This window comes from Pseudoalteromonas sp. McH1-42, from assembly GCF_022347845.1.
GTDB lineage: Bacteria > Pseudomonadota > Gammaproteobacteria > Enterobacterales > Alteromonadaceae > Pseudoalteromonas > Pseudoalteromonas rubra_D.
Genome location: NZ_JAKRFU010000015.1, coordinates 36,055 through 61,173, shown reverse-complemented (window position 1 = coordinate 61,173; position 25,119 = coordinate 36,055). Strand labels below are relative to the sequence as shown.

The window sequence follows — 25,119 nt, the reverse complement described above, 5'->3', positions numbered from 1 at the left end:
TATTGCGGTATCAATGATGTTATACTATCTCTTTAAGTTTGCATTATTTTGACGGCTTAATATAGTTAGTTTGATAGGTTCAGGTACAAATATCATGACTGATCTCTTTGTTTTTAAGGTGCGAATGAATATTGCAGACTTGTTTCATCGCTCACATCATCAGGAAGTGTTCACCGCAGCGCTGCAAAAAGCCGAGACATTGGAGCATTTTGTATTAAAGCTGATAGGGTTTTGCGGTCTGTCTTACTTAGACAATGTGCACTGGCTGGGAGTGAGAGAGAAGCATCAGCCAGACGTGTGGCTAGAGAATGCGCAGGGGCAAGTAGACGTTGCACTTTATGCTGGAGAACATAGCCTGATTGAACTGCACAAGTATCGTAAACAAGCGAATAAGGTGGTTTTTCTGGTGTTTGACGCTGATGCTTGGTATGCAGAACTGGCACCTCATCTGATAGCGGTACGGGATATCCGTATTTTTTCACTATCCGCAGATTTTGTGAGTCAATTGGCCAGTGTTTTATCGCGTAGTCTGCATTGGGACGTGATTATAGATAATGGGGTGATCAGCGTGAGTGACAAAGTGGATTACTATCAAAGTGAGATCATTAAACTACACTAGCTTAATGATCACATCGGTAACTGGCTGACTGCAACAGAGCAAAATTTCTCCGTCACGCACGAATGCCAAAGGTTCCTGATTGTAGGCTATCTTTCCCCGGCAGAGCTTAGCGCGGCACGCTCCACAAAACCCTTCTCTGCACTGATAGGCAACTTCAACCTGATTGGCTTCAAGCGTTGCAAGGAGTGAAGGGGAGTGAGCCGCGTGAAGGAGCGGCTCTTTTTCAGGGTCAAGAAAGATTTTTTTGACTGGCCTGTCTGTCATTACAGGTCAAAGTCACCAAAGTCAGACGCATCGACTTCCGCATCAATCTGACCTACCAGGTATGAGCTGATCTCAGCCTCTTGTGGTGCAACCTGAACATTGTCAGACACTAACCAGGCGTTGATCCAGGGGATAGGATTACTGTTACTTTCAAACTGTGCAGGTAAACCGACAGCAGCCATGCGTACATTGGTAATGTATTCAACATACTGACAAAGAATGTCTTTGTTCAGGCCAATCATAGAGCCATCTTTAAATAGGTATTCTGCCCATTCTTTTTCCTGCTCAGCGGCTTCTACAAACATCTGGATCGCTTGTTCCTGACACTGTGCAGCGACTATCGCCATTTCTGGATCATCTTTGCCATCTTGCATAATGTTAAGGATGTGCTGAGTACCAGACAAGTGTAGTGCTTCGTCACGGGCGATCAGCTTGATGATCTTGGCGTTACCTTCCATGAGCTCACGTTCTGCGAATGCAAATGAACAGGCGAAGCTCACATAAAAGCGGATCGCTTCCAGGATGTTCACCGACATAATGCAGAGATAAAGCATTTTCTTCAGCTCAAACAGGTTAATATGCACTGTTTCGCCGTTGATTTCGTGCTTACCTTCGCCGTACAGATTGTACAAAGAGACCTTTTCGATTAAAGCGTCATAATGTTTAGTAACCGCTTCTGCACGTTCACTGATCTTATCGTTTTCAACGATATCGTCGAAGATCAGTTCAGGTGACTTAGTGACATTGCGAATAATATGCGTGTAAGAGCGGCTGTGGATCGTTTCACTGAAAGCCCAGGTCTCGATCCAGGTTTCCAACTCTGGGATTGAGACGATAGGGAGCAAAGCAACATTGGGAGAACGCCCCTGCACACTGTCTAACAGTGTTTGATATTTTAGGTTGCTTAGAAAAATGTGTTTCTCGTGCTCTGGTAATGCCTGGAAATCCAATCTGTCTTTACTGACGTCTACTTCTTCAGGACGCCAGAAAAAAGACAGTTGTTTTTCGATCAGCTTTTCGAAAATAGGGTACTTTTGCTGATCATAACGGGAGACATTAACAGATTGGCCGAAAAACATCGGCTCCTGCAATTGATTGTTGTGGGTTCTGTTAAACGTAGAATACGACATAGATAATTCTCGACACCAAAAAAGAGCGGGTAAATTACCCGCTAACTATGATTAGATTTTACAAGCGCCGCCTGCACAATCATCGTCTTCAGCCTCAGGCTTCATTTCGTCCTGAGCATCCGATGCACCGTCACGGGTGTTGTGGTAATACAAGGTTTTCACGCCAAGCTTGTATGCGGTAAGTAAATCTTTGAGCAACAGCTTCATAGGCACTTTGCCACCTTCAAACTTAGTTGGGTCATAGTTGGTATTGGCTGAAATAGTTTGGTCAACAAACTTTTGCATAATACCCACCAGGCCTAAATAGCCATCGTTTGAAGGGATATCCCATAATAGCTCGTAGTTGTCCTTCAGTCGCTCGTACTCAGGCACTACTTGCTTAAGGATACCATCTTTACTGGCCTTAACGCTAATGTGACCGCGCGGTGGCTCAATACCATTTGTTGCATTAGAGATCTGCGACGAGGTCTCAGATGGCATCAATGCAGATAAAGTCGAGTTACGCATACCATATTGCATAACGTCCTGACGTAATCCATCCCAGTCAAGGTGCAGGGGCTCGTTACAGATACCGTCTACATCTTTTTTGTAGGTATCGATAGGCATGATGCCTTTTGCGTAGGTTGTCTCATTAAATTTAGGACAAGCACCACGTTCCTGAGCAAGCTTGTTAGAAGCTTTCATCAGGTAATACTGAATGGCTTCGAATGTTCTGTGCGTCAGACCATTGGCGCTGCCATCTGAGTATTTAACGCCATTTTTTGCCAGATAGTAAGCAAAGTTGATAACACCGATACCCAAAGTACGACGACCCATAGTGGCATTTTTCGCCGCTGGGACAGGGTAATCCTGGAAGTCCAGCAAGTTGTCCAGCGCACGAACAGCCAGCTCAGCAAGCTCTTCAAGTTCATCCAGGCTGCTGATAGCGCCAAGATTAAATGCAGACAGAGTACACAATGCAATCTCGCCTTCTTCGTCATTGACGTGGCTCAGTGGCTTAGTTGGCAGTGCAATTTCCAGACACAGGTTAGACTGACGAATAGGTGCAACTTTTGCGTCAAACGGGCTGTGGGTATTACAGTGGTCAACGTTTTGCAGATAAATACGACCAGTACTCGCGCGTTCCTGAGCAAACATAGAGAATAGCTCTAGTGCTTTAATGCGCTTCTTACGGATTGACTCGTCCTGCTCATACTGTACATACAGACGTTCGAACTTTTCTTGATCTTCGAAGAACGCGTCGTACAAACCAGGCACATCTGATGGGCTGAACAAAGTGATGTAATCGTCTTTGATCAAGCGAGCGTACATCGTTTTATTGAACTGAACACCGTAGTCGAGGTGTCTTACACGGTTTTCCTCAACACCCCGGTTGTTTTTCAGAACCAGCAGGTTCTCCACTTCCAGGTGCCATAGAGGGTAAAATAGTGTCGCAGCACCACCACGAACGCCTCCCTGAGAGCAGCTTTTTACCGCTGTCTGGAAGTGCTTGTAGAATGGGATACAGCCTGTGTGGAATGCTTCGCCATTACGGATAGGGCTACCCAGAGCACGGATCCTACCGGCATTAACACCAATCCCGGCGCGTTGGCTAACGTACTTAACAATCGCTGACGACGTAGCGTTAATAGAATCAAGGCTGTCTGCTGTCTCAATTAATACACACGAGCTGAATTGACGAGTCGGAGTACGTACGCCCGACATAATTGGCGTAGGCAGTGAAATCTTAAATTGTGAAACCGCGTCGTAGAAACGCTTTATGTAATCAAGGCGTGTCTCTTTTGGGTAATCTGAGAACAAGCTTGCTGCAACCAGAATATACAGGAACTGAGCGCTCTCATAGATTTCCCCAGTCACTCGGTTTTGCACCAAGTACTTACCTTCTAGCTGTTTAACGGCGGCGTAACTAAACGACATATCACGATCATGCTCCAGAAAGTCGTTTAACTGCTCGTATTCTTCTCGAGTGTAATCAGTCAACAAACCCGCATCATAGCGCTTATCTTCAACCAGTTTAGTCACATGATCGTACAAATGCGGTGGCTCAAACTGACCATAAGCCTTTTTACGCAAATGGAATACTGCCAGGCGCGCTGCCAGATATTGATAGTCTGGCGTATCTTTGGAAATGAGATCAGCGGCGGCTTTAATGATGGTTTCATGGATGTCTTCGGTGCGAATACCATCATAAAACTGAATGTGAGATTTAAGCTCTACCTGAGAAACAGACACATTGTTCAGGCCTTCAGCTGCCCAGTTTATCACTCGATGAATTTTATCTAAATCAAGCGGCTCTTTACGGCCGTTTCGTTTACTGACAGATAATTGTTGGTTCATAGCTACGCCTGTATTCCCCCGGAATGCGGTAATTGTCATCGCATATTCATAATTGCTTAGCATTTCACCACTATATATGGTGTCCGCTAGAAAGAGGATCACAAGATAGTGGGGTTATCGCTATTTTGCAATAGAGCAACTTTCTATGGATTGTGGATAACATAGGGATAATATTTTTATGTTAGCAAACACTAACCTTCTGCTATCCAACATGGCTGCAAACAAAAAAAAATCAACTCACGACAATCGATTTTTCTCTTTTTTTAAGAAAATTTTGCAAACTGCACGACTGTTTTTTTTCTGTGCAGGTTTGTTCTCAATATAGTTCAAAACACTACATATAGTGGCATTTTTTAATCAATGCCACTAAATATACGAAATGAGTGATTCTGGGTTAGTAAGATTTAGATCTGCAGACCAGCTGTGTGCCTCTTCCAGGGAAGGAATGAATCCCCACAAGGCTGCCGCTGACCGCATTCCTGCCGCCTTTGCCGCTTCAATGTCACGTTCAGCATCTCCAACATAGGTACACATGGTTGGATCTACGCCTAATTGTTCTGCGGCGAGTAGCAGTGGCTCAGGGTGTGGTTTGGCGACTTCCAGTGTGTCGCCGCATACCACCACCTCAATACCCTTAAGCTGGCTAATCTGAGCCAGCAGGGGCATGGTCAGAAATGTGGGCTTATTGGTCATAATCGCAATTTTAATTTCTCTGCTTAATAAGGTTTGAAGCAAAGTTTCAATGCCCTCAAAGCAGCACGAGTGGACAGCGATGTGTTGTGCGTAATGGTCCAGTAGCTGTTGTTTTAATGCTGCAAAGTCGAATTTACTGAGGTGCTCCCCAAACCCGACTTCCAGCAACGCCTTTACACCATTGGAAATAGCGGGGCTATATACCGAGCGTGATACCTCGGCCATTTCGTGCTGTTTTAAAACGTGATTGAGTGCGGCGCCCAGATCATCACTGGTGTCGAGCAGGGTACCGTCGAGATCAAATATTACAGCCTGTGTCATGCGAGTTTCTCAAAGTGGAGGAGGTAATTGACACTGACGTCATTCGTCAGCGTAAAGGTTTTACCAAATGGGTTATAATTGATACCAGCAGCGCGGCGTACTTTCAATCCTTCGGCTTCGGCCCAGCCTATCAGGGTCGAGGGACGGATAAACTTGTTATGGTCGTGGGTGCCCGGGGGAACCATCTTCAGCACGCGTTCAGCCGCGACAACTGCAAGCAAAAATGCTTTGTGTGTCTTGTTCAATGTTGAGAAAAACACGTCGGCACCTGGTTTTGCTGCTTTTGCAACAGCTGCAATAATAGAAGCCGGATCGGGTACATGCTCAAGCATTTCCATGCAAGTGACAACATCGAATTGTGCGCTATGGTGTGCGGCAAATTCTTCTGCTGATACTTTGCGGTAATCAATTTTAACGCCTGCTTCTAGCGCGTGTAGTTTCGCAACATTCAGTGGCTCCTGACCGAGGTCAATGCCATGCGCTTGAGCGCCCATTTTTGCCATGCTTTCTGTCAGAATACCGCCACCACAGCCAACATCGAGCACTTTTTTCTCAAACAAACCACCACAGCGATCGTTAATAAAGTCTAGCCGTAACGGATTAATGTCATGCAGTGGTTTAAATTCGCCTTCGCGATCCCACCAACGTTCAGCTATCTCTTCAAACTTTGCAATTTCACTTAAATCCACATTTTGATGTTCGGTCATAAAAAACTTCCTCGTTGAACTGAGCGCATTCTATCGGTATTGGATGAAATTTCCGAGTCATTTAGCCACTGCATTAGCCCAGAAACTATGATAGTATCCTCAGTCGAACTAATAATAATTGAACCTTTTGATGTCTATAGTGTGACACAAAAGGAAAAGACTCTGAAGGAAAGTGGTATTAAATGACTGATCTTGCCAATGAAATCCTCCCGGTCAATATCGAAGACGAATTGAAAAATTCCTATCTTGATTACGCGATGAGCGTCATCGTTGGACGTGCTTTACCTGACGTCCGTGATGGCCTGAAGCCTGTGCATCGTCGCGTGCTATTCGCGATGAACGAGTTGCGTAACGACTGGAACAAACCTTATAAGAAATCAGCCCGTGTTGTGGGCGACGTGATCGGTAAATACCACCCACACGGTGATAGCGCAGTTTACGACACCATTGTTCGTATGGCTCAGCCGTTTTCATTACGTTATATGCTGGTGGATGGCCAGGGTAACTTTGGTTCAGTCGACGGAGACTCTGCGGCTGCGATGCGTTATACCGAAGTACGTATGGCAAAAATGTCTCATGAGCTGCTGGCTGATCTGGACAAAGAAACCGTAGATTATGTGCCAAACTATGATGGCACTGAGCAAATTCCTGACGTGTTACCAACAAAAGTACCTAATCTGCTGGTTAATGGTTCTTCGGGTATCGCGGTTGGTATGGCGACAAACATCCCACCTCATAACCTGACTGAAGTGATCAATGGCTGTCTGGCTGTGATCCAAAATCCAGATATTACTATCGATGAGCTAATTGATTATATTCCGGGACCTGATTTCCCGACTGCGGCTATCATTAATGGTAAGAAAGGTATCGAGCAAGCATACAAAACCGGTCGCGGTAAAGTATATATCCGTGCCCGTGCTGAAATCGAAACCGATGAAAAAACCGGTAAAGAAACCATCATCGTTAACGAGATCCCATATCAGGTCAACAAAGCACGCTTGATTGAAAAAATCGCGGAGCTGGTGAAAGACAAAAAGGTAGAAGGGATCAGTGCACTACGTGATGAGTCTGACAAAGACGGTATGCGTATTGTTATTGAGATCAAGCGTGGTGAAGTGGGCGAAGTGGTACTGAACAACCTGTATGCTCAGACTCAGCTACAAACTGTGTTTGGTATCAACATGGTTGCGCTGGACAACAATCAGCCGAAGTGTTTCAACCTCAAAGAAATGCTTGAGGCCTTTATTGTCCACCGTCGTGAAGTTGTAACTCGCCGTACTGTATACGACTTGCGCAAAGCTCGCGATCGCGCACACACGCTGGAAGGTCTGGCAATTGCGCTAGCCAATATTGACCCAATCATTGAGCTTATCCGTAAGTCACCGACTCCAGCAGAAGCGAAGGCTGCATTGACGTCTCGTCCGTGGGAGTTGGGTTCAGTGCGCCCAATGCTTGAGCGTGCTGGTGAAGAAAATGTCGCGCGTCCAGACTGGCTTGATGCTGAGCTGGGGATCCGTGATGGCCAGTACTACCTGTCTGAACAACAGGCCCAGGCTATTCTTGATTTACGCTTACACAAGCTAACAGGCTTGGAGCACGAAAAGATCCTTGGCGAATATCAAGAGTTACTGGATCTCATTGCAGAATTACTCTTGATTTTGTCTTCACCTGATCGTCTGATGGAAGTGATCCGCGACGAATTGGCTGAGATCAAAGAAAACTATGGTGACGAGCGCCGTACAGAGATTTCTGCAGCTGCACATGACATTAGCCTGGAAGATCTGATAAACGAAGAAGACGTGGTTGTCACCTTGTCTCACGAAGGTTATGTAAAGTATCAGCCTCTGTCTGATTACGAAGCACAGCGTCGTGGTGGTAAGGGTAAAGCCGCAACTAAGATGAAAGATGAAGACTTCATTGAACGTCTGCTGGTTGCAAATACTCACGATACAATTTTGTGTTTCTCAACCTCAGGACGTTTGTACTGGTTGAAAGTGTACCAGTTGCCACTGGCATCTCGTGCCGCGCGTGGTAAGCCGATAGTAAACTTATTACCGCTTGAAGCGGATGAACGTATCACCACTATATTGCCGGTCAAACAGTACGAAGATGATAAGTTTGTCCTGATGGCTACCGCCAATGGTGTTGTCAAGAAGACACCGTTAACCGCATACAGTCGTCAACGTGCAAGCGGTATTATTGCCATTAATCTGAATGACGGTGACAACCTGATTGGTGCTGACATCACAGATGGTAATAACGACATCATGTTGTTCACTGATCATGGTAAAGTTGTACGCTTTAATGAAAAGCTGCGCGACTCAGAGACCGGTGAAGTGAAGATTGACCCTGAAACGGGTGAAGAAATGCTGGCGCTGCGTCCTATGGGTCGTACAGCAACCGGTGTACGTGGTATAAAGATGCCGGATGACGTCAAAGTGGTGTCATTGATTGTACCTAAGAACGACGGCGCTATTCTGACTGTAACTGAAAATGGTTATGGTAAGCGCACACCGCTTGAAGAGTACCCGGCTAAGAGCCGCGCAACGCAAGGGGTTGTTTCGATTAAAGTTACAGATCGTAATGGCCGAGTTGTTGGTGCAGTACAGGTGCAAGATAACGACGAGATCATGCTGATTTCGAACCGTGGTACCCTAGTTCGTACTCGCGTCAATGAGGTCTCAACGGTAGGGCGTAACACCCAGGGGGTTATCCTGATCAGAACGGTTGACGACGAGCAGGTAGTTGGTTTACAACGTATCGAAGAGATCGAAATCGACGACACCCTGGAAGGGGAAGCAGAGCTTGTTGAAACGCCTGATACTGATGAACAGGCGCCAGAGTAATCTGGTTCAATTTAAAAAAGCGGCTTAGGCCGCTTTTTTATTCTCCGAGGTATATTCAGGGCACGTAACATCACACAGTGTGTGCCCGTTAAAAATAAATAGTACACTGCCTGGTGCAGTATAAAAACTGGAATGAGGAAACTATGAGCGTTTATAACTTTTGTGCAGGACCGGCGATGTTGCCACCTGCTGTTATGAAAAAAGCCCAACAAGAATTTATTAACTGGCAAAATTTAGGGGTCTCTGTGATGGAGATCAGTCACCGTTCTGCGCCGTTTTTAGAACTGGCGCGAGAATGTGAGGCGAGCTTGCGTCGTCTGATGAATATTTCGGATGAGTTTGAAGTTCTGTTTATGCATGGGGGAGGTCGAGGCCATTTTGCCGCGGTTCCGCTAAACCTGCATCAGGACGACGCGCCCGGCGTATACATCGAGAACGGAATTTGGTCCTGCGGTGCAACGAAAGAAGGCCAAAAGTTTACTCAGGTAGAGTCTATTGACATTCGCCGGGATCAGGATGGTACCTTTGATGTCTTGCCTGTTTCACAGTGGAACCTACCTGAAAATGCAGCATTTATTCATTACTGTCCTAATGAAACAATTGATGGTATTGAGTTGTTTGAAGTGCCTAAGCATCCAACCGCGCCGATCGTTGCAGACATGTCATCAAATATTTTGTCGCGCGAAATGAACGTTGACGATTTTGATTTAATTTATGCCGGGGCGCAGAAAAATATTGGTCCGTCAGGCTTGAGCATTGCGATTGTGCGTAAGACATTGCTTGAGCGTGAGGGCCTGCCAAGACCCGCCATCCTAGACTACGCAATCGAAGCAAAACAGCAGAGTATGTACAACACGCCACCTACTTTTGCCTGGTACCTGGCTGCTGAAGTATTCAAATATCTTGAATCAATTGGTGGCGTCAAAGCCATGGAAGCGCATAACAAAGAAAAAGCCGCGCTTTTATATGATTACATTGATGGTTCGTCATTCTATCTGAACAAGGTGGCTAAACATTGTCGTTCTTTGATGAATGTACCGTTTTGGTTGCATGATGAATCTTTAAACGAGCAGTTTTTGGCACAAGCCGAGGACAATGGTTTGATTGCTTTGGAAGGTCACCGCTTCGTAGGAGGCATGCGTGCCAGTATATACAACGCTATGCCAATTGAAGGCATTAAAGCATTGATTGCGTTTATGGAGAAATTTGCCAAGGAGAACAGCTAATGGAACAGCTTAGACTAAGCGCCATAGACAAAGTAAATGGCAGTGTCACGCTGCCAGGCTCGAAAAGCTTGTCAAACCGTGTGTTACTGCTAGCCGCGTTGTGCGATGGTGTTACACAAGTGAATAATTTGCTCGACAGTGACGATATACGCCACATGCTCCTTGCGCTTTCTGAGATGGGCGTCAATGTTGAGTTGAACGAAGACAAAACGTCAGCTCGTGTTTACGGCCAAGGCGGGCGCTTCAAAACACCATCTGAAGCTTTATTTTTGGGCAATGCTGGCACTGCTTTCAGACCACTCACAGCTGTACTAGCGGCAAGTCAGGGGCAATTTACATTGATTGGTGAACCTAGAATGGAAGAGCGACCCATTGGTCACCTGGTCGATGCGTTACATGCACTGGGCGCCGATATCAAATATCTAAAAAATAAGGATTACCCACCGTTACAGATTAATGGCGATGCAATTGAGGGCGGCGAAGTAGAAATTGACGGTAGCATATCAAGTCAGTTTTTAACCGCATTACTGATGGCTGCGCCTTTGTTTGTTAAGGACAGCACAATTCGAATTAAAGGGGAGTTGGTTTCAAAGCCCTATATTGACATTACACTCGGTGTTATGGCGCAGTTTGGCGTTACTGTTAGTCATGATAACTACCAGGTGTTTCATGTTAAAGGGCAGCAAGGTTATGTTTCTCCGGGCAGTATCATGGTAGAAGGTGATGCATCATCGGCGTCTTACTTTATTGCAGCAGCAGCCATCGCTGGCGGTGAAATTGAAATTAATGGTGTTGGACGCAAGAGTGTTCAGGGCGACATAGGGTTTGCTTCTGTGATGGAGCAGGTAGGCGCTGATATTGACTGGCATGATGAAAAACTCGTTGTTCGCAAAGGGGAATTAAACGGGGTGGATATTGATGCTAATGCGATCCCGGATGCCGCAATGACACTGGCAACTGTAGCTTTGTTTGCTAAGGGAAAAACGGCCATCCGTAATATTTACAACTGGCGTGTCAAAGAAACCGATCGCTTGTATGCCATGGCAACAGAACTTAAAAAAATCGGTGCAGAGGTGACAGAGGGGCATGATTTCATTGAAATCACACCACCTGAGACTTTTAACCTGGCAGAAATTGATACTTATAACGATCACCGTATTGCGATGTGTTTTTCTATGGTGGCCGTGGGTGGTGTCGATGTGATCATTAATGATCCTGGCTGTACCGCTAAAACCTTCCCGACTTACTTTGAGGTTCTCTCTTCAGTCAGTCAATAACGGCTGTCGGTTCTTGTGGGGTAACCTACAAAGCTTGTAGTCGGCCAATGGCAGGCAGCGTCCGTTTAGTCTAGCTGCCTGCGCTTTTGGTTCTTGCCTGCTTCTTTGCGTAAATTTTTAATCAAACAAAAAGTTACATGTCAATAAGGATCTATTCAGTAAACTTGCGTATAATACCGCAGTTAATTTTTGGTGTGCATTTCGGGAGGTTTAAATGCAGGCTGTCATGCCAGTAATCACCGTAGACGGCCCAAGCGGCTCGGGCAAAGGAACGGTTTGTCGTTTATTAGCTGAGAAGCTTGATTGGGACGTGTTGGATAGTGGTGCAATTTACCGCGTTTTGTCTTTAGCTGCTATTCATCATCATATTGCACTCGATAACGAAGAGGCTTTAGTACCTCTCGCCGCGAATTTGGACGTTCAGTTTCCGATAGACGGTGTGACGAAAAAAATTAAAGTGATCCTTGAAGGTGAGGACGTCACTCACACGATCCGCAATGAAGAGGTCGGTGCAGCAGCGTCTAAAATCGCTGCATTACCTCGGGTTCGTGAAGCTTTGTTGCGTCGTCAGAGGGCTTTTCGTAGTGAAAGAGGTCTGATCGCGGACGGCAGAGATATGGGAACGGTTGTTTTCCCTCAAGCTGAACTAAAAATTTATTTAACAGCCAGCGCGCAAGAACGTGCAAGACGTCGTTATCTGGAGTTGAAGGATAAAGGGCTGGATGTTACACTAGATGGTCTTTTAATCGAGATTGAAGCTCGTGATGATCGAGATATGAACCGTAAGGTCGCGCCTTTGGTGCCGGCACACGATGCTATCGTACTCGATACAACGGAATTAGATGCGGAACAGGTGTTTACGAAAGTCACTACGTTAGTGCAGGACACCATTGCTGCCGGCAAGTTACCTGCATCAAGCTAGATTTTTTACTGCGTTGGCAGGAGGCCGACGTTATATTAACCACCCCATGCAGCATGGTTGCTAATTGGAATGTTTATTTATGAGACGTATTTAGTATGTCAGAAAATTTTGCGCAGTTATTTGAAGAAAGCCTAAAGGGTTTTGAAGCAGAGCAAGGCTCTATCGTTAAAGGTACTGTTATTTCAATCGAGAACAACATTGTTCTTGTTGATGCTGGCCTTAAGTCTGAAAGTGCAATCCCTGCAGAGCAATTCAAAAATGCTGCTGGTGAACTAGAAGTTGCAGTTGGCGACGAAGTAGATGTTGCACTTGACGCAATCGAAGATGGTTTCGGTGAAACTATCCTTTCTCGTGAGAAAGCGAAGCGTCATGAAGCTTGGATCCGCCTTGAGAAAGCTTGTGAAGAACAAGAAACTGTTGTTGGTATCATCAATGGTAAAGTTAAAGGTGGTTTCACTGTTGAAGTTGATTCAATCCGTGCATTCCTACCTGGTTCACTTGTTGACGTTCGTCCAGTACGTGACACAACACACCTTGAAGGTAAAGAGCTTGAGTTCAAAGTAATCAAGCTTGACCAGAAGCGTAACAACGTAGTTGTTTCTCGTCGTGCTGTTATCGAGTCTGAAAACTCACAAGAGCGTGAAGAGCTGCTGGCTAACCTTGTTGAAGGTCAAGAAGTTAAAGGTATCGTTAAGAACCTTACAGATTACGGTGCGTTCGTAGATCTGGGCGGTGTTGACGGTCTACTTCACATCACTGACATGGCTTGGAAGCGCGTTAAGCACCCAAGTGAAATCGTAAATGTTGGTGACGAGATCGCTGTTAAAGTTCTTAAGTTCGACAAAGAGAAGACTCGTGTTTCTCTAGGTCTTAAGCAACTTGGTGAAGATCCTTGGGCAGCTATCGCTGGTCGTTACCCAGAAGGCGCTAAGCTAACTGGTCGTGTTACTAACCTAACTGACTACGGTTGTTTCGTTGAAATCGAAGAAGGCGTAGAAGGTCTGGTACACGTGTCTGAAATGGACTGGACTAACAAGAACATCCACCCTTCAAAAGTTGTTTCACTAGGTGACACTGTTGAAGTTATGGTTCTTGAAATCGACGAAGAGCGTCGTCGTATTTCTCTTGGTCTTAAGCAGTGTAAAGCTAACCCTTGGCAGGAATTTGCTCGTCTACAGAACAAAGGCGACCAAGTTACTGGTAAGATCAAGTCTATCACTGATTTCGGTATCTTCATCGGTCTTGACGGTGGTATCGACGGTCTTGTACACCTGTCTGACATTTCTTGGAACACGCCTGGCGAAGAAGCTGTACGTGAATACAAGAAAGGCGACGAGATCTCTGCAATCGTTCTTCAGGTTGACCCAGAGCGTGAGCGCATCTCACTAGGCGTTAAGCAAATCGAAGCTGATCCTTTCAATAACTACCTAGACGCAAACAAAAAAGGTGCTATTGTTAAAGGTAAAGTGACAGACGTTGACGCGAAAGGCGCAACTGTTGAGCTTATCGAAGGCGTTGAAGGTTACATCCGTGTTGCTGACATCGCACAAGAGCGCATCGAAGACGCAACTAGCGTTGTTTCTGCAGGCGACGAGATTGAAGCTAAATTCGTAGGTGTTGATCGTAAGAACCGTACTATCAGCCTATCTGTTAAAGCTATCTTCGAAGCTGAAGAGAAAGAAGCGCTTGAGAAGCTGAAGAAAGAAGAGCCAGCATTTGAAAATGCAATGGCTGCAGCTTTCAAAAACGCTCAAAAAGACTAATATTCAGTCTTGAATAGAAGGGCACTTTTGCCCTTCTTTTTTATCTAAAGGAAACGCTATGACAAAGTCAGAACTAATCGAAAAACTTGCTGAGCAACATATTCACGTCCCAGTCAAAGACGTTGAGAATGCGGTAAAAGAGATTTTAGAGCAGATGGCAGGTTCACTTTCAAGCTCAGATCGTATCGAAATCCGCGGCTTTGGCAGCTTTTCTCTCCACTATCGCTCACCTCGTACTGGTCGTAACCCGAAAACAGGTGAAACCGTTGAGCTGGATGGGAAGTACGTACCTCACTTTAAGCCTGGTAAAGAGCTTCGTGACCGCGTGAACGCCAGTCTAGAAAACTGATTAATGAGGTAACGTTTGATCCAGGTAGTAAGAAAAGGATTATTTTTGATACTGGTGATAATCGCTTTTGTGTTGGGTACTCAAAATCCAGCCATAGTAAAAGTTGACTATATCATCGCCAGTTCAGAGGTACCGTTGGCCAGTTTAATAAGCTTATGTGTTGTATTTGGTTTAGTGCTAGGGCTGTTACTGAGCATTGGCAAGATAACACAGTTAAAGAGGCAAATTCGCCAACAGCAGAGAGTTAATCAATCGATACAAGCGCAAAGCAGTAAATGATTGAGTTACTTTTCCTATTGCTTCCGGTAGCAGCTGCTTATGGCTATGTCATGGGGAAAAACAGTGCTAAAAATCAAGCCCATGAACAAAACCGGAAAATTACCTCAGAATACAGCAAAGGGTTAAAGTTTCTTTTAGATAGAGAAGAAGATCAGGGCCTTGAACACCTGATTAAGTTACTAGAGGTGAGTGCTGATTCTGTTGAGCACTACCTCATACTCGCCACCTTATTCCGCAAAAGAGGTGAGCTCGACCGAGCCATCCGAATCCATGAATTGCTTCTTAAACAACCTAGCCTGGACATACAGGTCATCCAGTCCTGTAAGTTGGCTCTCGCTGAAGATTATATTATGGCGGGATTACTAGACAGCGCTGAGGAGCATTTGGTTGCGTTAGTTAAAGCGGACTATGAAGAGGCGTTGACGCCCATTATACAACTTTATTCGCAAACCCGGGAATGGCAAAAGGGTGTGAATATGTATGAGAGTCACGCCGAGCTATTTACCGAACAAATTTACTGTGCTGCAATTGCTAACTTTTATTGTGAAGCTGCACTTGAAAATCAGGCTTCTGAGCAAGAAACCTCAGATTATCTCACTGATTACCTGGAGCGCGCACTTAAGTTGCCGAGAACGACGATCAGGCCGCTGTATGAATTAGGGCATGATGCGCTTAGCAAAGAAGATAATGTTAAAGCCATTTATTACTGGCGTAAGCTGGTTTCACAGTTTCCCTGTGCCATTCCTCTAGTGCTGCAAGATTTGCATGTCTGTTATCAGCGTCTCAATATCGAGCATGAGTTCCATACGCTGGTCAACGATTTGCTGAAAACCAGTGGTGTACTGGTAAAAATAAAGCATTGCGAGGGGTTGGTGGAAGCGGGGCATACTCAGCAAGCTGTGGATTATCTCACTGACAGTTTAAAGCGGGAACCTTCAATCCGAGGGTTCAGTTTTCTATTAAAGCTGCTTGCCACAAGGCAGGATAAGTTTCAGTCGGTATTAAATGAAGTCGACAATCTGGTCTCTGCCTACGTTGAAACAAAGCCAGACTACCAGTGCCGCAATTGTGGGTTTACCAGTCATAAACTTTATTGGTTATGTCCCTCCTGTAAGTCTTGGGAATCTATTTTGCCAAGTCAGGGTGTGGACGGGTATTAAAACATCGATATTTTATAAGGCGAAATAGATCAACTATGTCAAACACAGAAATGAAAAAGGTGCTAATTGCACTGGATTACGACAATGAAGCTGCTGCGCTGGCGTTTGTATCCCAGCTTTCTCCTGATGAATGTCGTTTAAAAGTCGGAAAGGAAATGTTTACCTATTTCGGCCCTCAGTTTGTCTCTAAGCTTATTGACAAAGGGTTTGACGTGTTTCTTGATTTGAAGTTTCACGACATTCCAAATACAGTTGCGAAGGCGGTCACAGCTGCTGCAGAGCTAGGTGTGTGGATGGTCAATGTACACGCCAGCGGTGGCACTGAAATGATGAGCAAAGCGAAACAAGCTCTGGAAGCCTATGGTGATAAAGCACCTCTGCTGATTGCGGTCACCGTGTTGACCAGTATGGATCAGGCACAACTGAGCAAACTCGGTGTAGATAAGACCCCTCAGGAGCAGGTGGTTTATTTAGCGAAGCTTGCTAAAGAGTCTGGCCTCGATGGCGTTGTCTGTTCAGCACAGGAAGCGCAAACACTTAAGGCTGAATTGGGCAGTGACTTTTGTTTAGTAACACCAGGAATAAGACCTGCAGGCAGTGATGCAGGAGATCAGAAGCGGATCATGACGCCGGAACTGGCGATAAAGTCGGGCAGTGATTATCTTGTTGTTGGCCGACCAATCACTCAGGCCGCTGATCCAGTTGAGGCTCTGAGCGCTATCAACGAATCAATTAAGGGTTTGTAAACTTCGTCTTATTTCAGACCAGCTTGTGCCAGCTAGCTGGTCTTGCAACCTAAATTAATTGGACTCGGTTGCAGTAATACTTTCCACTCTCACTTTTTGCTTCTTAAACCTTGTTGGAACGGTACGCATTAGCGGAAAAATAACCTAACTCAGACAAGCCTGCTACACTGATATTATTATACCAATTTCACTTAATACTTGGTCTATTTGAAGGAGCAAATAGGACGCTAACAGCGTTAAAAATTTCTCATTTAGAACCTTATACCTTAGACATAGGTTCACAAATTTTTGCCTCGCCTATAGGGATGTAGGTGCCTCAGCGGTAGCAGGACGCGGGAGCGGTGTTTTCGACCCTATTTTCTCGCCTCAAAATAGATCACTTAATTAAGCAAATTGGTATTACAGGAAGTTGACGCATTGTTATTTTTTAAATCAAGGAGCAGATATGGACCAGCAACAAGTTACCAGTATAGTATATGGCCTCGCCAATGGCATTGACCCTATCACAGGAGAAATCCTGCCCGCACAGTCGCCGTATAACCATCCCGATGTGATCAGAGCACTTTTCCAGTCTTTACAGTGGCAGCCAAAACCGAAAAAGGTAAAGAAAACCCTGGCTCAAAAACAACAGGACAACCTGGATAAAGGATTGCCCGAGAATTACGGCTTACCTTGGTCTGACGACGATATAAAGCAGGTACTTGAGCAATATAAAGGGAACGTAGAGATTGATAAAATCGCTGTTACCTTGGCTCGTAAGCCGGGTTCAATCATTGCTGTATTGAATAAGCAGGGTGTAATAAATGATTTGCAAGCTCAGCAGCTTAACCAAGCTTACAGGTACCAGGCTCCCAGGTAACTGGGATGCAGCCTAGCAGTCACGGGGATTAATACCAATTTCACTTAACACCTGGTCTATTTGAGGGAGCAAATAGGATGCTAACAGCGTTAAAAACTTCTCATTTAGAACCTTTACTAAGGTATGAGTTCGCAAATTTTTGCCTCGCCTATAGGAATGTAGGTGCCTCAGCGATAGCAGGCCGCGGGAGCGGTGTTATTGACCCTATTTTCTCTCCTCAAAATAGATCACATAATTAAGCAAATTGGCATAATCTGGACTGGGTTATTCTTATTTTATCCTCAATTGAGTGCTAGTTTAAATGATGCTGTGTTAGCTGCACAGCTTTTAAACCGAGTAACAGCAATCTGGATATGACTGAACGAGCCAGAATAATGGCCAGTCCTTGTGGAGCGTTATGGTCTCATTGAGTACAGAACACTGCGTGTGGCATCAAAGCGACAGGTTTTCTTTTTTGGACTGATATCTGATTTATGCGGATTGGTATAGCCAACATCAGGAGTACAATGATGGATAAGTTTTTAGCTGCGGCAATTGAAGAAGCGAAGAAAGGGCTTGGTACAGGTGGGATCCCGATCGGCTCTGTCCTGGTTCACAAAGGTCAGATAATCGGGCGTGGGCATAATCAGAGGGTGCAGAAGGGGAGCACCGTCTTGCATGGTGAAATGGATGCGTTGGAAAATGCCGGTCGCCTAAGTGCATCAGTTTATAAAGAGTGCACTTTATATACGACCCTGTCACCGTGCCCCATGTGCTCCGGGACAATCTTGTTGTATGGCATTCCCAATGTTGTGATTGGTGAAAACAAGAACTTTATGGGTAGCGAGACCTTGCTTGCAGAGCATGGCGTTAAGCTCGAAGTCCGCCAGGACGCTGAATGTATCGAAATGATGGATGAATTTATTAAAACCCGCCCAGAACTGTGGAATGAAGATATTGGAGAGTGAGTTTTTGGCACATGAAACTAAGTAGATACATCATTCATTAGTGTGCGAGGAGCAATATAATGATACATGTCATTAAAAGGGGAACTTAGTGCACGAATTATTCGTCCTGCGGTTGTTTTGTGACCTGAATCTTTGTTAGGCTATTGTCTGGCAGTCTCAGAACACAATTATAAGAAGAATAGTAATGGGCAATCTATTTTTGAAAGAGCGGGAGAATTGGTGGACCTGGATTGTTTGGGGTGTATTAGGGTGTATTTCAACAGGCATTATGTTACCTCACATTAGTGAAGTTTGGTTGGCGCTGTTATCACCTGCCTGTTTCCTGCTCATTTTAACCAGTTGGATGAGTTATAGTCGACGCTTTGATTTTAGTCGCGCGTTTAAAGTGCTCAGTTGTGTTGCTGTTATGTCAGTTATCCCTGTGTTGTTGGAAAACCTTCACCCGGTGATAGATCCGACACAAGGTATTGTTGATATGGCATTAGTGATACTTATGTGTGTTGGGCTAAGTGTCATAGGCGCCTGGGTCGCCAGAAGACCCAAGCAGTACTATTGATGCGCGAGCAATAACCCTGCTGATGTCCCTTCGATGTATAAAAGGTAGCCATTTAGCCAGTGAGTTTTGCAAAAAGCTGAATTAGGGCTTTACTTTTTTATCCTGGCACCATAGAATGCGCGCCAACAACGGAGAGATGGCTGAGTGGTTGAAAGCACCGGTCTTGAAAACCGGCATACGTTAATAGCGTATCTAGGGTTCAAATCCCTATCTCTCCGCCACCTCATTCCCAAAACCGCCTATACGGCGGTTTTTTTCGTTCGGAGGCAGTGATGACTAAACAGGTTGTTATTCATAGTTCGTTATGGGTGATCTTTAGTTTTTTCTATTTGAGCGGCTTGCAGGCAGCTTTGGTTTTGGCAATTGATGGGCAAGCGTATCCCAGCATCTGGATTACTTTGCTATATACCTTCGCTTTTAACTTGTTAGTTGGTCATATCATCACTAAATACGAAAAGCTGCTGCCTATGATTGCCAGTGTGGTGATTGCTGCGTTTGGGGTCGTAGGTTTCGGTTGTTATTTTACAGAGCGGCTCGCAGGCTATAGCAACGAATTAATCATTGGGTTGACATTGAGCTTACCGTTTGCGACTTTCATCGTCAGAGAGTTTAAGCTTAAAAACCAAAATAAAGCCCAGTAAGACTAGGCTATCCAATCAAGCTGTGAGGTTGCATGGTAAGTGTGGCCTTTCCACTGAACTGACTGACAGCGCCTTTGCGCGCTGTTTTATAAAGTTATTCACCTCCCTGTTAGTCATCAGTACGCTGTGATACACTGCCGCTTCTTTTAAACTGATAAATAAGTGGATCTAATATGTCAGATTTATTCAACACAGATGCTGAAAAGGCAAGTTATGGTATTGGTTTGCAAATGGGTGAACAGCTTAAGTCTAACCCATTTGAAGGTTTGAACCTGAACTCGGTATTCGAAGGTATGAAAGATGCCTACGCCGGTGAAGCATTCCGTGTAGAAATCCCTGAGATCCAGGCTGCATTCGAAAAAATCAATGCAGAAATTCAAAAGCGTCGTGAAGAAGAAGCCAAAGTACTGGCTGCTGAAGGCACTGCATTCCTGGAAGAAAATGCAAAGCGCGCTGAAATCACTGTAACTGAGTCTGGTCTGCAGTACGAAGTAATCGAAACCGGTGAGGGCGACAAGCCAGCTGCTGATTCTACAGTTCGTGTTCACTACCATGGCACACTGATCAACGGCACCGTATTTGATAGCTCTTACGAGCGTGGTCAGCCAGCTGAATTCCCGGTAAACGGCGTAATCAAAGGCTGGACTGAAGCACTACAGCTAATGCCTGTTGGCTCTAAGTGGCGTCTATATGTACCGCATGACCTTGCTTACGGCGAGCGTGGTGCTGGTGCTTCAATTGCACCATTCTCAACTCTGATCTTTGATGTTGAATTACTGGAAGTTCTTTAATTTCAGTACTAAGGCTGCTTAGTTTAGCAGCCTCTTTTATATTTAAAGGAGATAACCATGAAAAAACTATTACTACTACTTTTGCTCTTACCTAACCTTGTACTCGCTTCTAAGGAAACGTCTGGTACCGTTACGCTGTCAGGCGCTAACAACATCATTTTAGTTGATTTTAGCAAACCAAACTCTAGTTGTGGTTCACGTTACTATCTGCCGCTGAGCTCTGAGTATGAAAAGGCGCTATTTTCTATGCTACTAGCAGCACAAATGTCCGGAAAGAAGGTCTGGGCCAATGGTGCTGGTGACTGTCAGACGGGTTACCCTTACAGAAATGCTTATAAGCTAGTAAATATGAAGGTATATGACTAAAGCATGTAGCCTCTTTTACGATTTTTTGAGCAGTGTCCACAATCAATACAAGAGCTTGTGAGATACTGCATTAGGGTCAATAGACAAATCGCCTCTACTACGACATTTTTTCGTTACTCATCAAAAAATGCGTACAGTTGTTCCAATACTTTAGCCTGGTTAGCATCTCGTACATCGAACTCTAAGCCATAGTAGGCATGTTCATCTGAGCGATCTTCTTTTCTGATTACTTTGGCTGGTATTTTTAGTGGCTGCTGTTGCATATATTCGGAGTAATTTTTCTTTGGTTCGTACAGGGTCAGGACTACGGTACTGTTAATATCCAGCTCCTGGTTCAGCTGCTGACTCAAAATAACGCCACAACCAACACAGCTTAATTCCCGGGTAATCGTTGAATAGATCTGATCACCTGTTTCAATGTTTAGTTTTATTTTTGCTTCAACTCTGTCCGAGCGCCTTTTCTCGTGCTGTTGCTGAATATAGGAGTCTTTATCTTCATCGAAGAAGAAGCTGTCCATTAAGTTATTGACCAACTCTGACGTCTGATATAAATCCCCGCCAATCATAGAGACCATTTGGGCTTTTTCTGCATTTTGCTGGAGCGATGCAAACAAGTGCTGAAGTTTCAGCTGCATTTCAATCATCTGATCACTTTGACGGTTTGACCGATCGGCGATTTGCTCATTGGCGGAGACTATCCTGTCAATCGTCAGGGTCATGGCTTTCAGTGCCTGGCCACTTTCGTCAGAGCGCGTTTTACTAATATTGACCTGCTCTATGATATTAGTCATTAAATTGATGACATCCGACACTTTAGTCAGTAGTTGTGTAATGACCTGTCTGATTTCATCAGTGGAGGCGGCTGTGCGCTTTGCCAGGCTTCTGACCTCATCGGCGACAACCGCAAAGCCTCTGCCTTGTTCTCCAGCCCTGGCTGCTTCAATCGCGGCGTTCAGTGCGATCAGTGCCGTTTGATCTGCGACTGTTGAAATAGCATCTGTTACCGCTTCGATTTGCTCACTGGCAGACTGTAACTCTCCGACTTCTTTGGAGGCAACCTCAACGACTTCGACTGTCCTGTTCATTTCTTCTAAATTACTGTTTACAGCAGCGATCCCTGAGTCGGCTTCCTGCCTGGCCTGGTCCAGGACGCCCTTGCTTTGTTCTATGGCGTTACTTGACTCGTGCAGCAGCTCCATAAAACAGTCAATAACCTGCATCACCTGGTTGTAACCGTCATTTTCGCTTTTCGCGACGGAGCTGATTTCGGTCGCAATTGCTGCAACCTGGTGCGCTGAATGTCCAACCTGCCTTGACTGCCGTCGGACTGTTGAAATAGTCGAAGACAACGACAGTGTCATATGATTAAAGCTTTCCGAAAGTTGATTTAATTCATCCTTATGGTGCATTGAGAAGTAGCTTTCTTTGGTCTGAAAGTTCCCGACGGAAATATTTTGCGCTCGCTCCAGCAGCAATTGGATACGTTGTTTGAGCTTGTTACTGAACAGCAGACTGATTGAACTGGCAATAATCACTGTGATCAGGGAAGCGATTGTAATGACGATAAACATATCGCTGAGTGCGGTTTCAACGGTGGTAATCCCATTTGCAGATACCTGAGCAACATGTGAGTTTAGTTCATTGAGTTGCGCAAAGATTTGTTTAGTCAACGGAGAAATCACTTCGCGTAAGTGCTTGGTGGCGAAGTTTGCGTCCGGACTTGCTTGTTTCTCAAAGGCTAAAATCGTCAGTGGCGCAATTTTTTCCCGCTCTTCACTATAAGCGCTCCATTTCATCAGTTGAGCTTCACTGAACAACTCTTCGTAATCATCCAAAATGGCGACAAATGCATCGCTGTTTACAAACCAGGCTTGATCGAAACCGTCTATGTTTTTTTGTTCTCTTGTTAACAGGAAGGCGCGTAACTCGGAGATCGCGGTTGCAAAACTCATTTTCGAGTCAACCAGGAGCTTAAACAGCTCCATACGCTCTTCGTCGGGATCTTCTTCAAGCTCGGACTCTATGAGCTCTGATAACAGCCCCACCATAGACTCAGCCAGCGGAATGGCCTGGGTGACCAGAATTTTGACTGCGGGCTCGTTGTCTACAGTATTACTAATATCGGAGACAACTTGTTGCTCGGAATTCAGTAGGCGCAGGTTTTGTTCAATGGTACCTAAAATGCGATTTTCAAAGCCGGTTTGCTGCGCCAGTGCTTGTAATTGCGCAAAGTGCTTGTCGATATTGTTCCAGGCTGCTTGCCTGGCTGCGATGGAGTTGCGTCTTTCTTCGGGGCTGTTTCCTGTGATGATTTGTTCTTTCAAAGAAATCTGAGTTTCTAGTATCGCCATTCTTAAATCTGAATTCGCTTTCACCAGCGGTAATGACACCGATGAAAATTGCGTAAAGCTTTGTCCGATAGAGCCTGTATTCAGGTAGACGAAAAAATTACTGAAGATACCGAGCGACGTGATGATACCAAATGCAATTAACATTTGTATCGCGATACTTGGCACGATGCGTGATATATCCATCTGTTCTCACTTAATAAACTAGCACGAAGAAACTGCCTTGGCTGATAAGGCAATACTCATATAACAGGTGTTGCGTGATAGGGTTTATTTTTTTGCATTATCGAAAAATATAGTCAATCCTTGCTGTAGTTCAAAAATTAACCTTAACTTTGTTGTTGAAGGGGGGAAAATGAGCACGTTGAAAGTGGTTTTGATTGCAGCAATTTGCATAGCCAGCGTGAAAGCAGGGGCCAACGTTGATGTGAACATAGGGGGGCTAGGCACTCCCGATAAAGATGACATTGAGTACCCGGATGATGAGGAGCCAAGCGATAGAGAGATCCTGTTGGGCAAAACGCTATTCTATGATACCCGGCTTTCGCGGCACCATAATCAGTCTTGTGCAACGTGCCATAACCCTGAACTGGGGTTCAGTGACGGTCTGGCCAAAGGCATTGGTAGTGGGGGAAATATCTTGGGTCGAAATGCGCCGCACTTGTATAACCTGGCCTGGTCTGTCACTTTCTTCTGGGACGGCAGAGCCGCTTCTTTGGAAGAACAAGCTTTGGGGCCTCTGGTATCTGATATGGAAATGCAAATGACCCCCAAAGATGTGGTCAAGCGTTTAAAAGACGTTAAGTTCTATCGGGACGAGTTTGCGCAAATTTATGGCGAGATTTCTTTTGAAAATGTCGGCCGGGCCATCGCCGCCTTTGAAAGAACCATCATCAGTGATAACTCGCCCTTTGACCAATATCTGGCGGGCAATAAATTTGCTATGTCACCTTCAGCAATCAGGGGCTTAAGTGTCTTTGTCGGCAAGGGGAGGTGTACCAAATGCCATGATGGTGAAAATTTTACAGACGATAGCTTCCATAATATCGGAATAGATAATAAAGATAACGGACGTTTCGAACTGGACAAAAGTGCGCAATTCAAAGGGGCATTTAAAACCCCAGGTTTAAGAAATATTATTATGAGTGCACCTTATATGCACGATGGTTCATTGGGCACGCTCGAAGAGGTCGTGGATCACTATGACAAGGGGGCTGTGGGCACAAAAAATGTAAGCCCGCTCATTGTGCCACTCAACCTATCAACTCAGGAAAAGGCGGATTTGGTTGCCTTTATGGCCGCGTTGACCGATCCCGTTGTGATCCAACGACCAATCATTCCTCAATAAAGGAAAAAACACCATGATTAAACGTATGCTAGCGCTGGGCCTGTGCATGGTTTTTAACGCACAGGCTGCCACATTAACCGGTGAACTTACTTTTGTTAAAAAGCCGCCTTTTGCAGGTATTTTGTATGCGAAAAACGGGGCAGGGCCTAAAGCTGCTGAACTAGACCAGGCGAATAAGGTGTTCGACAAAAAAGTGGTTGTGGTTGGTAAAAATGGTGAGATCACCTTTAAAAACTCAGATGAATTTCAGCATAATATTTTTGCCAATGATCCCAATTCAGGTGTGAAATTTGATGTGGGTTTAATGAATCAGGGTCAGACAACCAAAGTGTCTGCTGATTGGTCAGAAAATACACTGACTCGTATTGGGTGCAAAATCCACCCAAAAATGCGCAGTTACATTGCCAACGTGAATTCTGACACATACCAGGTACTGCCTTTCACGAAAAAACAAAAAACTTATAAAATCGACTTAGACGCCGGATCTGCCAGCACGTTTGTGTTACAAATTCCTAAATATGAGCCGGTCGAGGTTACGCTTTCTCCTGGAGAAGCAAAGTCGGTAGAAGTGATGTACAAGGGAAAACTCAGAGCCAACTTAAGTTTAACTTTAAAATAAGGCGC

General features: G+C 45.1%; 24 protein-coding genes and 1 tRNA gene. 19 read left to right on the top strand and 6 right to left on the bottom strand.

All coding sequences use genetic code 11. The annotated features are described in order from the left end of the window. Positions 1-94: 94 nt before the first annotated feature. Positions 95-619, top strand: a complete 525-nt coding sequence (locus tag MHN31_RS14760) for a YaeQ family protein (protein ID WP_239444601.1) — start codon at positions 95-97, stop codon at positions 617-619. Here the strand turns inward: MHN31_RS14760 and yfaE are convergent. From yfaE to ubiG, 5 genes are all read right to left on the bottom strand, one after another. Further along, positions 611-883, bottom strand: a complete 273-nt coding sequence (yfaE, locus tag MHN31_RS14755; protein ID WP_138536021.1) for a class I ribonucleotide reductase maintenance protein YfaE — start codon at positions 881-883, stop codon at positions 611-613. The two genes, MHN31_RS14760 and yfaE, sit on opposite strands and share 9 nt — an antisense overlap. Next, positions 883-2,013, bottom strand: a complete 1,131-nt coding sequence (gene nrdB / locus MHN31_RS14750) for a class Ia ribonucleoside-diphosphate reductase subunit beta (RefSeq protein ID WP_239444600.1) — start codon at positions 2,011-2,013, stop codon at positions 883-885. The genes yfaE and nrdB overlap by 1 nt, the downstream gene beginning before the upstream one ends. Positions 2,014-2,064: 51 nt before the next feature. Then, complete coding sequence (gene nrdA, locus MHN31_RS14745) at positions 2,065-4,350, bottom strand: class 1a ribonucleoside-diphosphate reductase subunit alpha (protein WP_049866282.1); 2,286 nt, start codon at positions 4,348-4,350, stop codon at positions 2,065-2,067. A 366-nt stretch (positions 4,351-4,716) separates the two neighbouring features. Next, the gene (locus tag MHN31_RS14740; RefSeq protein WP_239444599.1) at positions 4,717-5,364 is read right to left on the bottom strand and encodes an HAD-IA family hydrolase; all 648 of its coding nucleotides are present in this window, start codon (positions 5,362-5,364) and stop codon (positions 4,717-4,719) included. Continuing rightward, entirely contained in the window at positions 5,361-6,071 is a 711-nt protein-coding gene (gene ubiG / locus MHN31_RS14735) for a bifunctional 2-polyprenyl-6-hydroxyphenol methylase/3-demethylubiquinol 3-O-methyltransferase UbiG (RefSeq protein ID WP_010384516.1), read from the bottom strand. Before ubiG ends, MHN31_RS14740 begins: the two co-directional genes overlap by 4 nt. 182 nt (positions 6,072-6,253) lie before the next feature. On the opposite strand from ubiG, the gene gyrA reads away from it, so the two are divergent. From gyrA to MHN31_RS14655, 16 genes are all read left to right on the top strand, one after another. Then, a complete protein-coding gene (gene gyrA, locus MHN31_RS14730) occupies positions 6,254-8,917 on the top strand; it encodes a DNA topoisomerase (ATP-hydrolyzing) subunit A (protein WP_239444598.1) in 2,664 nt (887 codons plus the stop codon). A 143-nt stretch (positions 8,918-9,060) separates the two neighbouring features. Continuing rightward, entirely contained in the window at positions 9,061-10,143 is a 1,083-nt protein-coding gene (gene serC, locus MHN31_RS14725; RefSeq protein ID WP_125559706.1) for a 3-phosphoserine/phosphohydroxythreonine transaminase, read from the top strand. Next, positions 10,143-11,420, top strand: coding sequence for a 3-phosphoshikimate 1-carboxyvinyltransferase (gene aroA, locus MHN31_RS14720; protein ID WP_125559704.1), 1,278 nt, complete (start codon positions 10,143-10,145; stop codon positions 11,418-11,420). The genes serC and aroA overlap by 1 nt, the downstream gene beginning before the upstream one ends. Positions 11,421-11,634: 214 nt before the next feature. Next, the gene (cmk, locus tag MHN31_RS14715; RefSeq protein ID WP_125559702.1) at positions 11,635-12,342 is read left to right on the top strand and encodes a (d)CMP kinase; all 708 of its coding nucleotides are present in this window, start codon (positions 11,635-11,637) and stop codon (positions 12,340-12,342) included. A gap of 95 nt (positions 12,343-12,437) precedes the next feature. Next, positions 12,438-14,105: a 30S ribosomal protein S1 gene (gene rpsA, locus MHN31_RS14710; protein WP_010384522.1), complete on the top strand. Its 1,668-nt coding sequence runs from the start codon at positions 12,438-12,440 to the stop codon at positions 14,103-14,105. Positions 14,106-14,163: 58 nt separating this feature from the next. Then, a complete protein-coding gene (gene ihfB / locus MHN31_RS14705) occupies positions 14,164-14,454 on the top strand; it encodes an integration host factor subunit beta (RefSeq protein WP_010384523.1) in 291 nt (96 codons plus the stop codon). Positions 14,455-14,469: 15 nt separating this feature from the next. Beyond that, entirely contained in the window at positions 14,470-14,733 is a 264-nt protein-coding gene (locus MHN31_RS14700) for a lipopolysaccharide assembly protein LapA domain-containing protein (RefSeq protein ID WP_082225503.1), read from the top strand. Further along, entirely contained in the window at positions 14,730-15,893 is a 1,164-nt protein-coding gene (gene lapB / locus MHN31_RS14695) for a lipopolysaccharide assembly protein LapB (protein ID WP_239444597.1), read from the top strand. The genes MHN31_RS14700 and lapB overlap by 4 nt, the downstream gene beginning before the upstream one ends. Before the next feature lie 35 nt (positions 15,894-15,928). After that, positions 15,929-16,639: an orotidine-5'-phosphate decarboxylase gene (pyrF, locus tag MHN31_RS14690; protein ID WP_125559696.1), complete on the top strand. Its 711-nt coding sequence runs from the start codon at positions 15,929-15,931 to the stop codon at positions 16,637-16,639. A gap of 445 nt (positions 16,640-17,084) precedes the next feature. After that, a complete protein-coding gene (locus tag MHN31_RS14685; RefSeq protein ID WP_239444596.1) occupies positions 17,085-17,498 on the top strand; it encodes a hypothetical protein in 414 nt (137 codons plus the stop codon). Between the two features lie 509 nt (positions 17,499-18,007). Beyond that, the gene (locus MHN31_RS14680) at positions 18,008-18,445 is read left to right on the top strand and encodes a nucleoside deaminase (protein WP_125559692.1); all 438 of its coding nucleotides are present in this window, start codon (positions 18,008-18,010) and stop codon (positions 18,443-18,445) included. A 184-nt stretch (positions 18,446-18,629) separates the two neighbouring features. Continuing rightward, positions 18,630-19,001, top strand: coding sequence for a hypothetical protein (locus tag MHN31_RS14675; RefSeq protein WP_125559690.1), 372 nt, complete (start codon positions 18,630-18,632; stop codon positions 18,999-19,001). A 130-nt stretch (positions 19,002-19,131) separates the two neighbouring features. Further along, positions 19,132-19,222: transfer RNA gene (locus MHN31_RS14670), tRNA-Ser, on the top strand. A gap of 51 nt (positions 19,223-19,273) precedes the next feature. After that, positions 19,274-19,642, top strand: coding sequence for a hypothetical protein (locus MHN31_RS14665; protein ID WP_138536007.1), 369 nt, complete (start codon positions 19,274-19,276; stop codon positions 19,640-19,642). A 173-nt stretch (positions 19,643-19,815) separates the two neighbouring features. Continuing rightward, positions 19,816-20,433: an FKBP-type peptidyl-prolyl cis-trans isomerase gene (locus tag MHN31_RS14660; protein ID WP_049865357.1), complete on the top strand. Its 618-nt coding sequence runs from the start codon at positions 19,816-19,818 to the stop codon at positions 20,431-20,433. A gap of 57 nt (positions 20,434-20,490) precedes the next feature. Further along, entirely contained in the window at positions 20,491-20,799 is a 309-nt protein-coding gene (locus MHN31_RS14655; protein WP_049865358.1) for a hypothetical protein, read from the top strand. Positions 20,800-20,912: 113 nt separating this feature from the next. Here MHN31_RS14655 and MHN31_RS14650 read toward each other — a convergent pair whose 3' ends face one another. Continuing rightward, positions 20,913-23,333: a methyl-accepting chemotaxis protein gene (locus MHN31_RS14650; protein WP_239444595.1), complete on the bottom strand. Its 2,421-nt coding sequence runs from the start codon at positions 23,331-23,333 to the stop codon at positions 20,913-20,915. Positions 23,334-23,502: 169 nt separating this feature from the next. On the opposite strand from MHN31_RS14650, the gene MHN31_RS14645 reads away from it, so the two are divergent. Both MHN31_RS14645 and MHN31_RS14640 read left to right on the top strand, forming a co-directional pair. Next, complete coding sequence (locus tag MHN31_RS14645; RefSeq protein WP_239444594.1) at positions 23,503-24,495, top strand: cytochrome c peroxidase; 993 nt, start codon at positions 23,503-23,505, stop codon at positions 24,493-24,495. Between the two features lie 13 nt (positions 24,496-24,508). Further along, positions 24,509-25,114, top strand: a complete 606-nt coding sequence (locus MHN31_RS14640; protein ID WP_010384540.1) for a hypothetical protein — start codon at positions 24,509-24,511, stop codon at positions 25,112-25,114. Positions 25,115-25,119 lie beyond the last annotated feature (5 nt).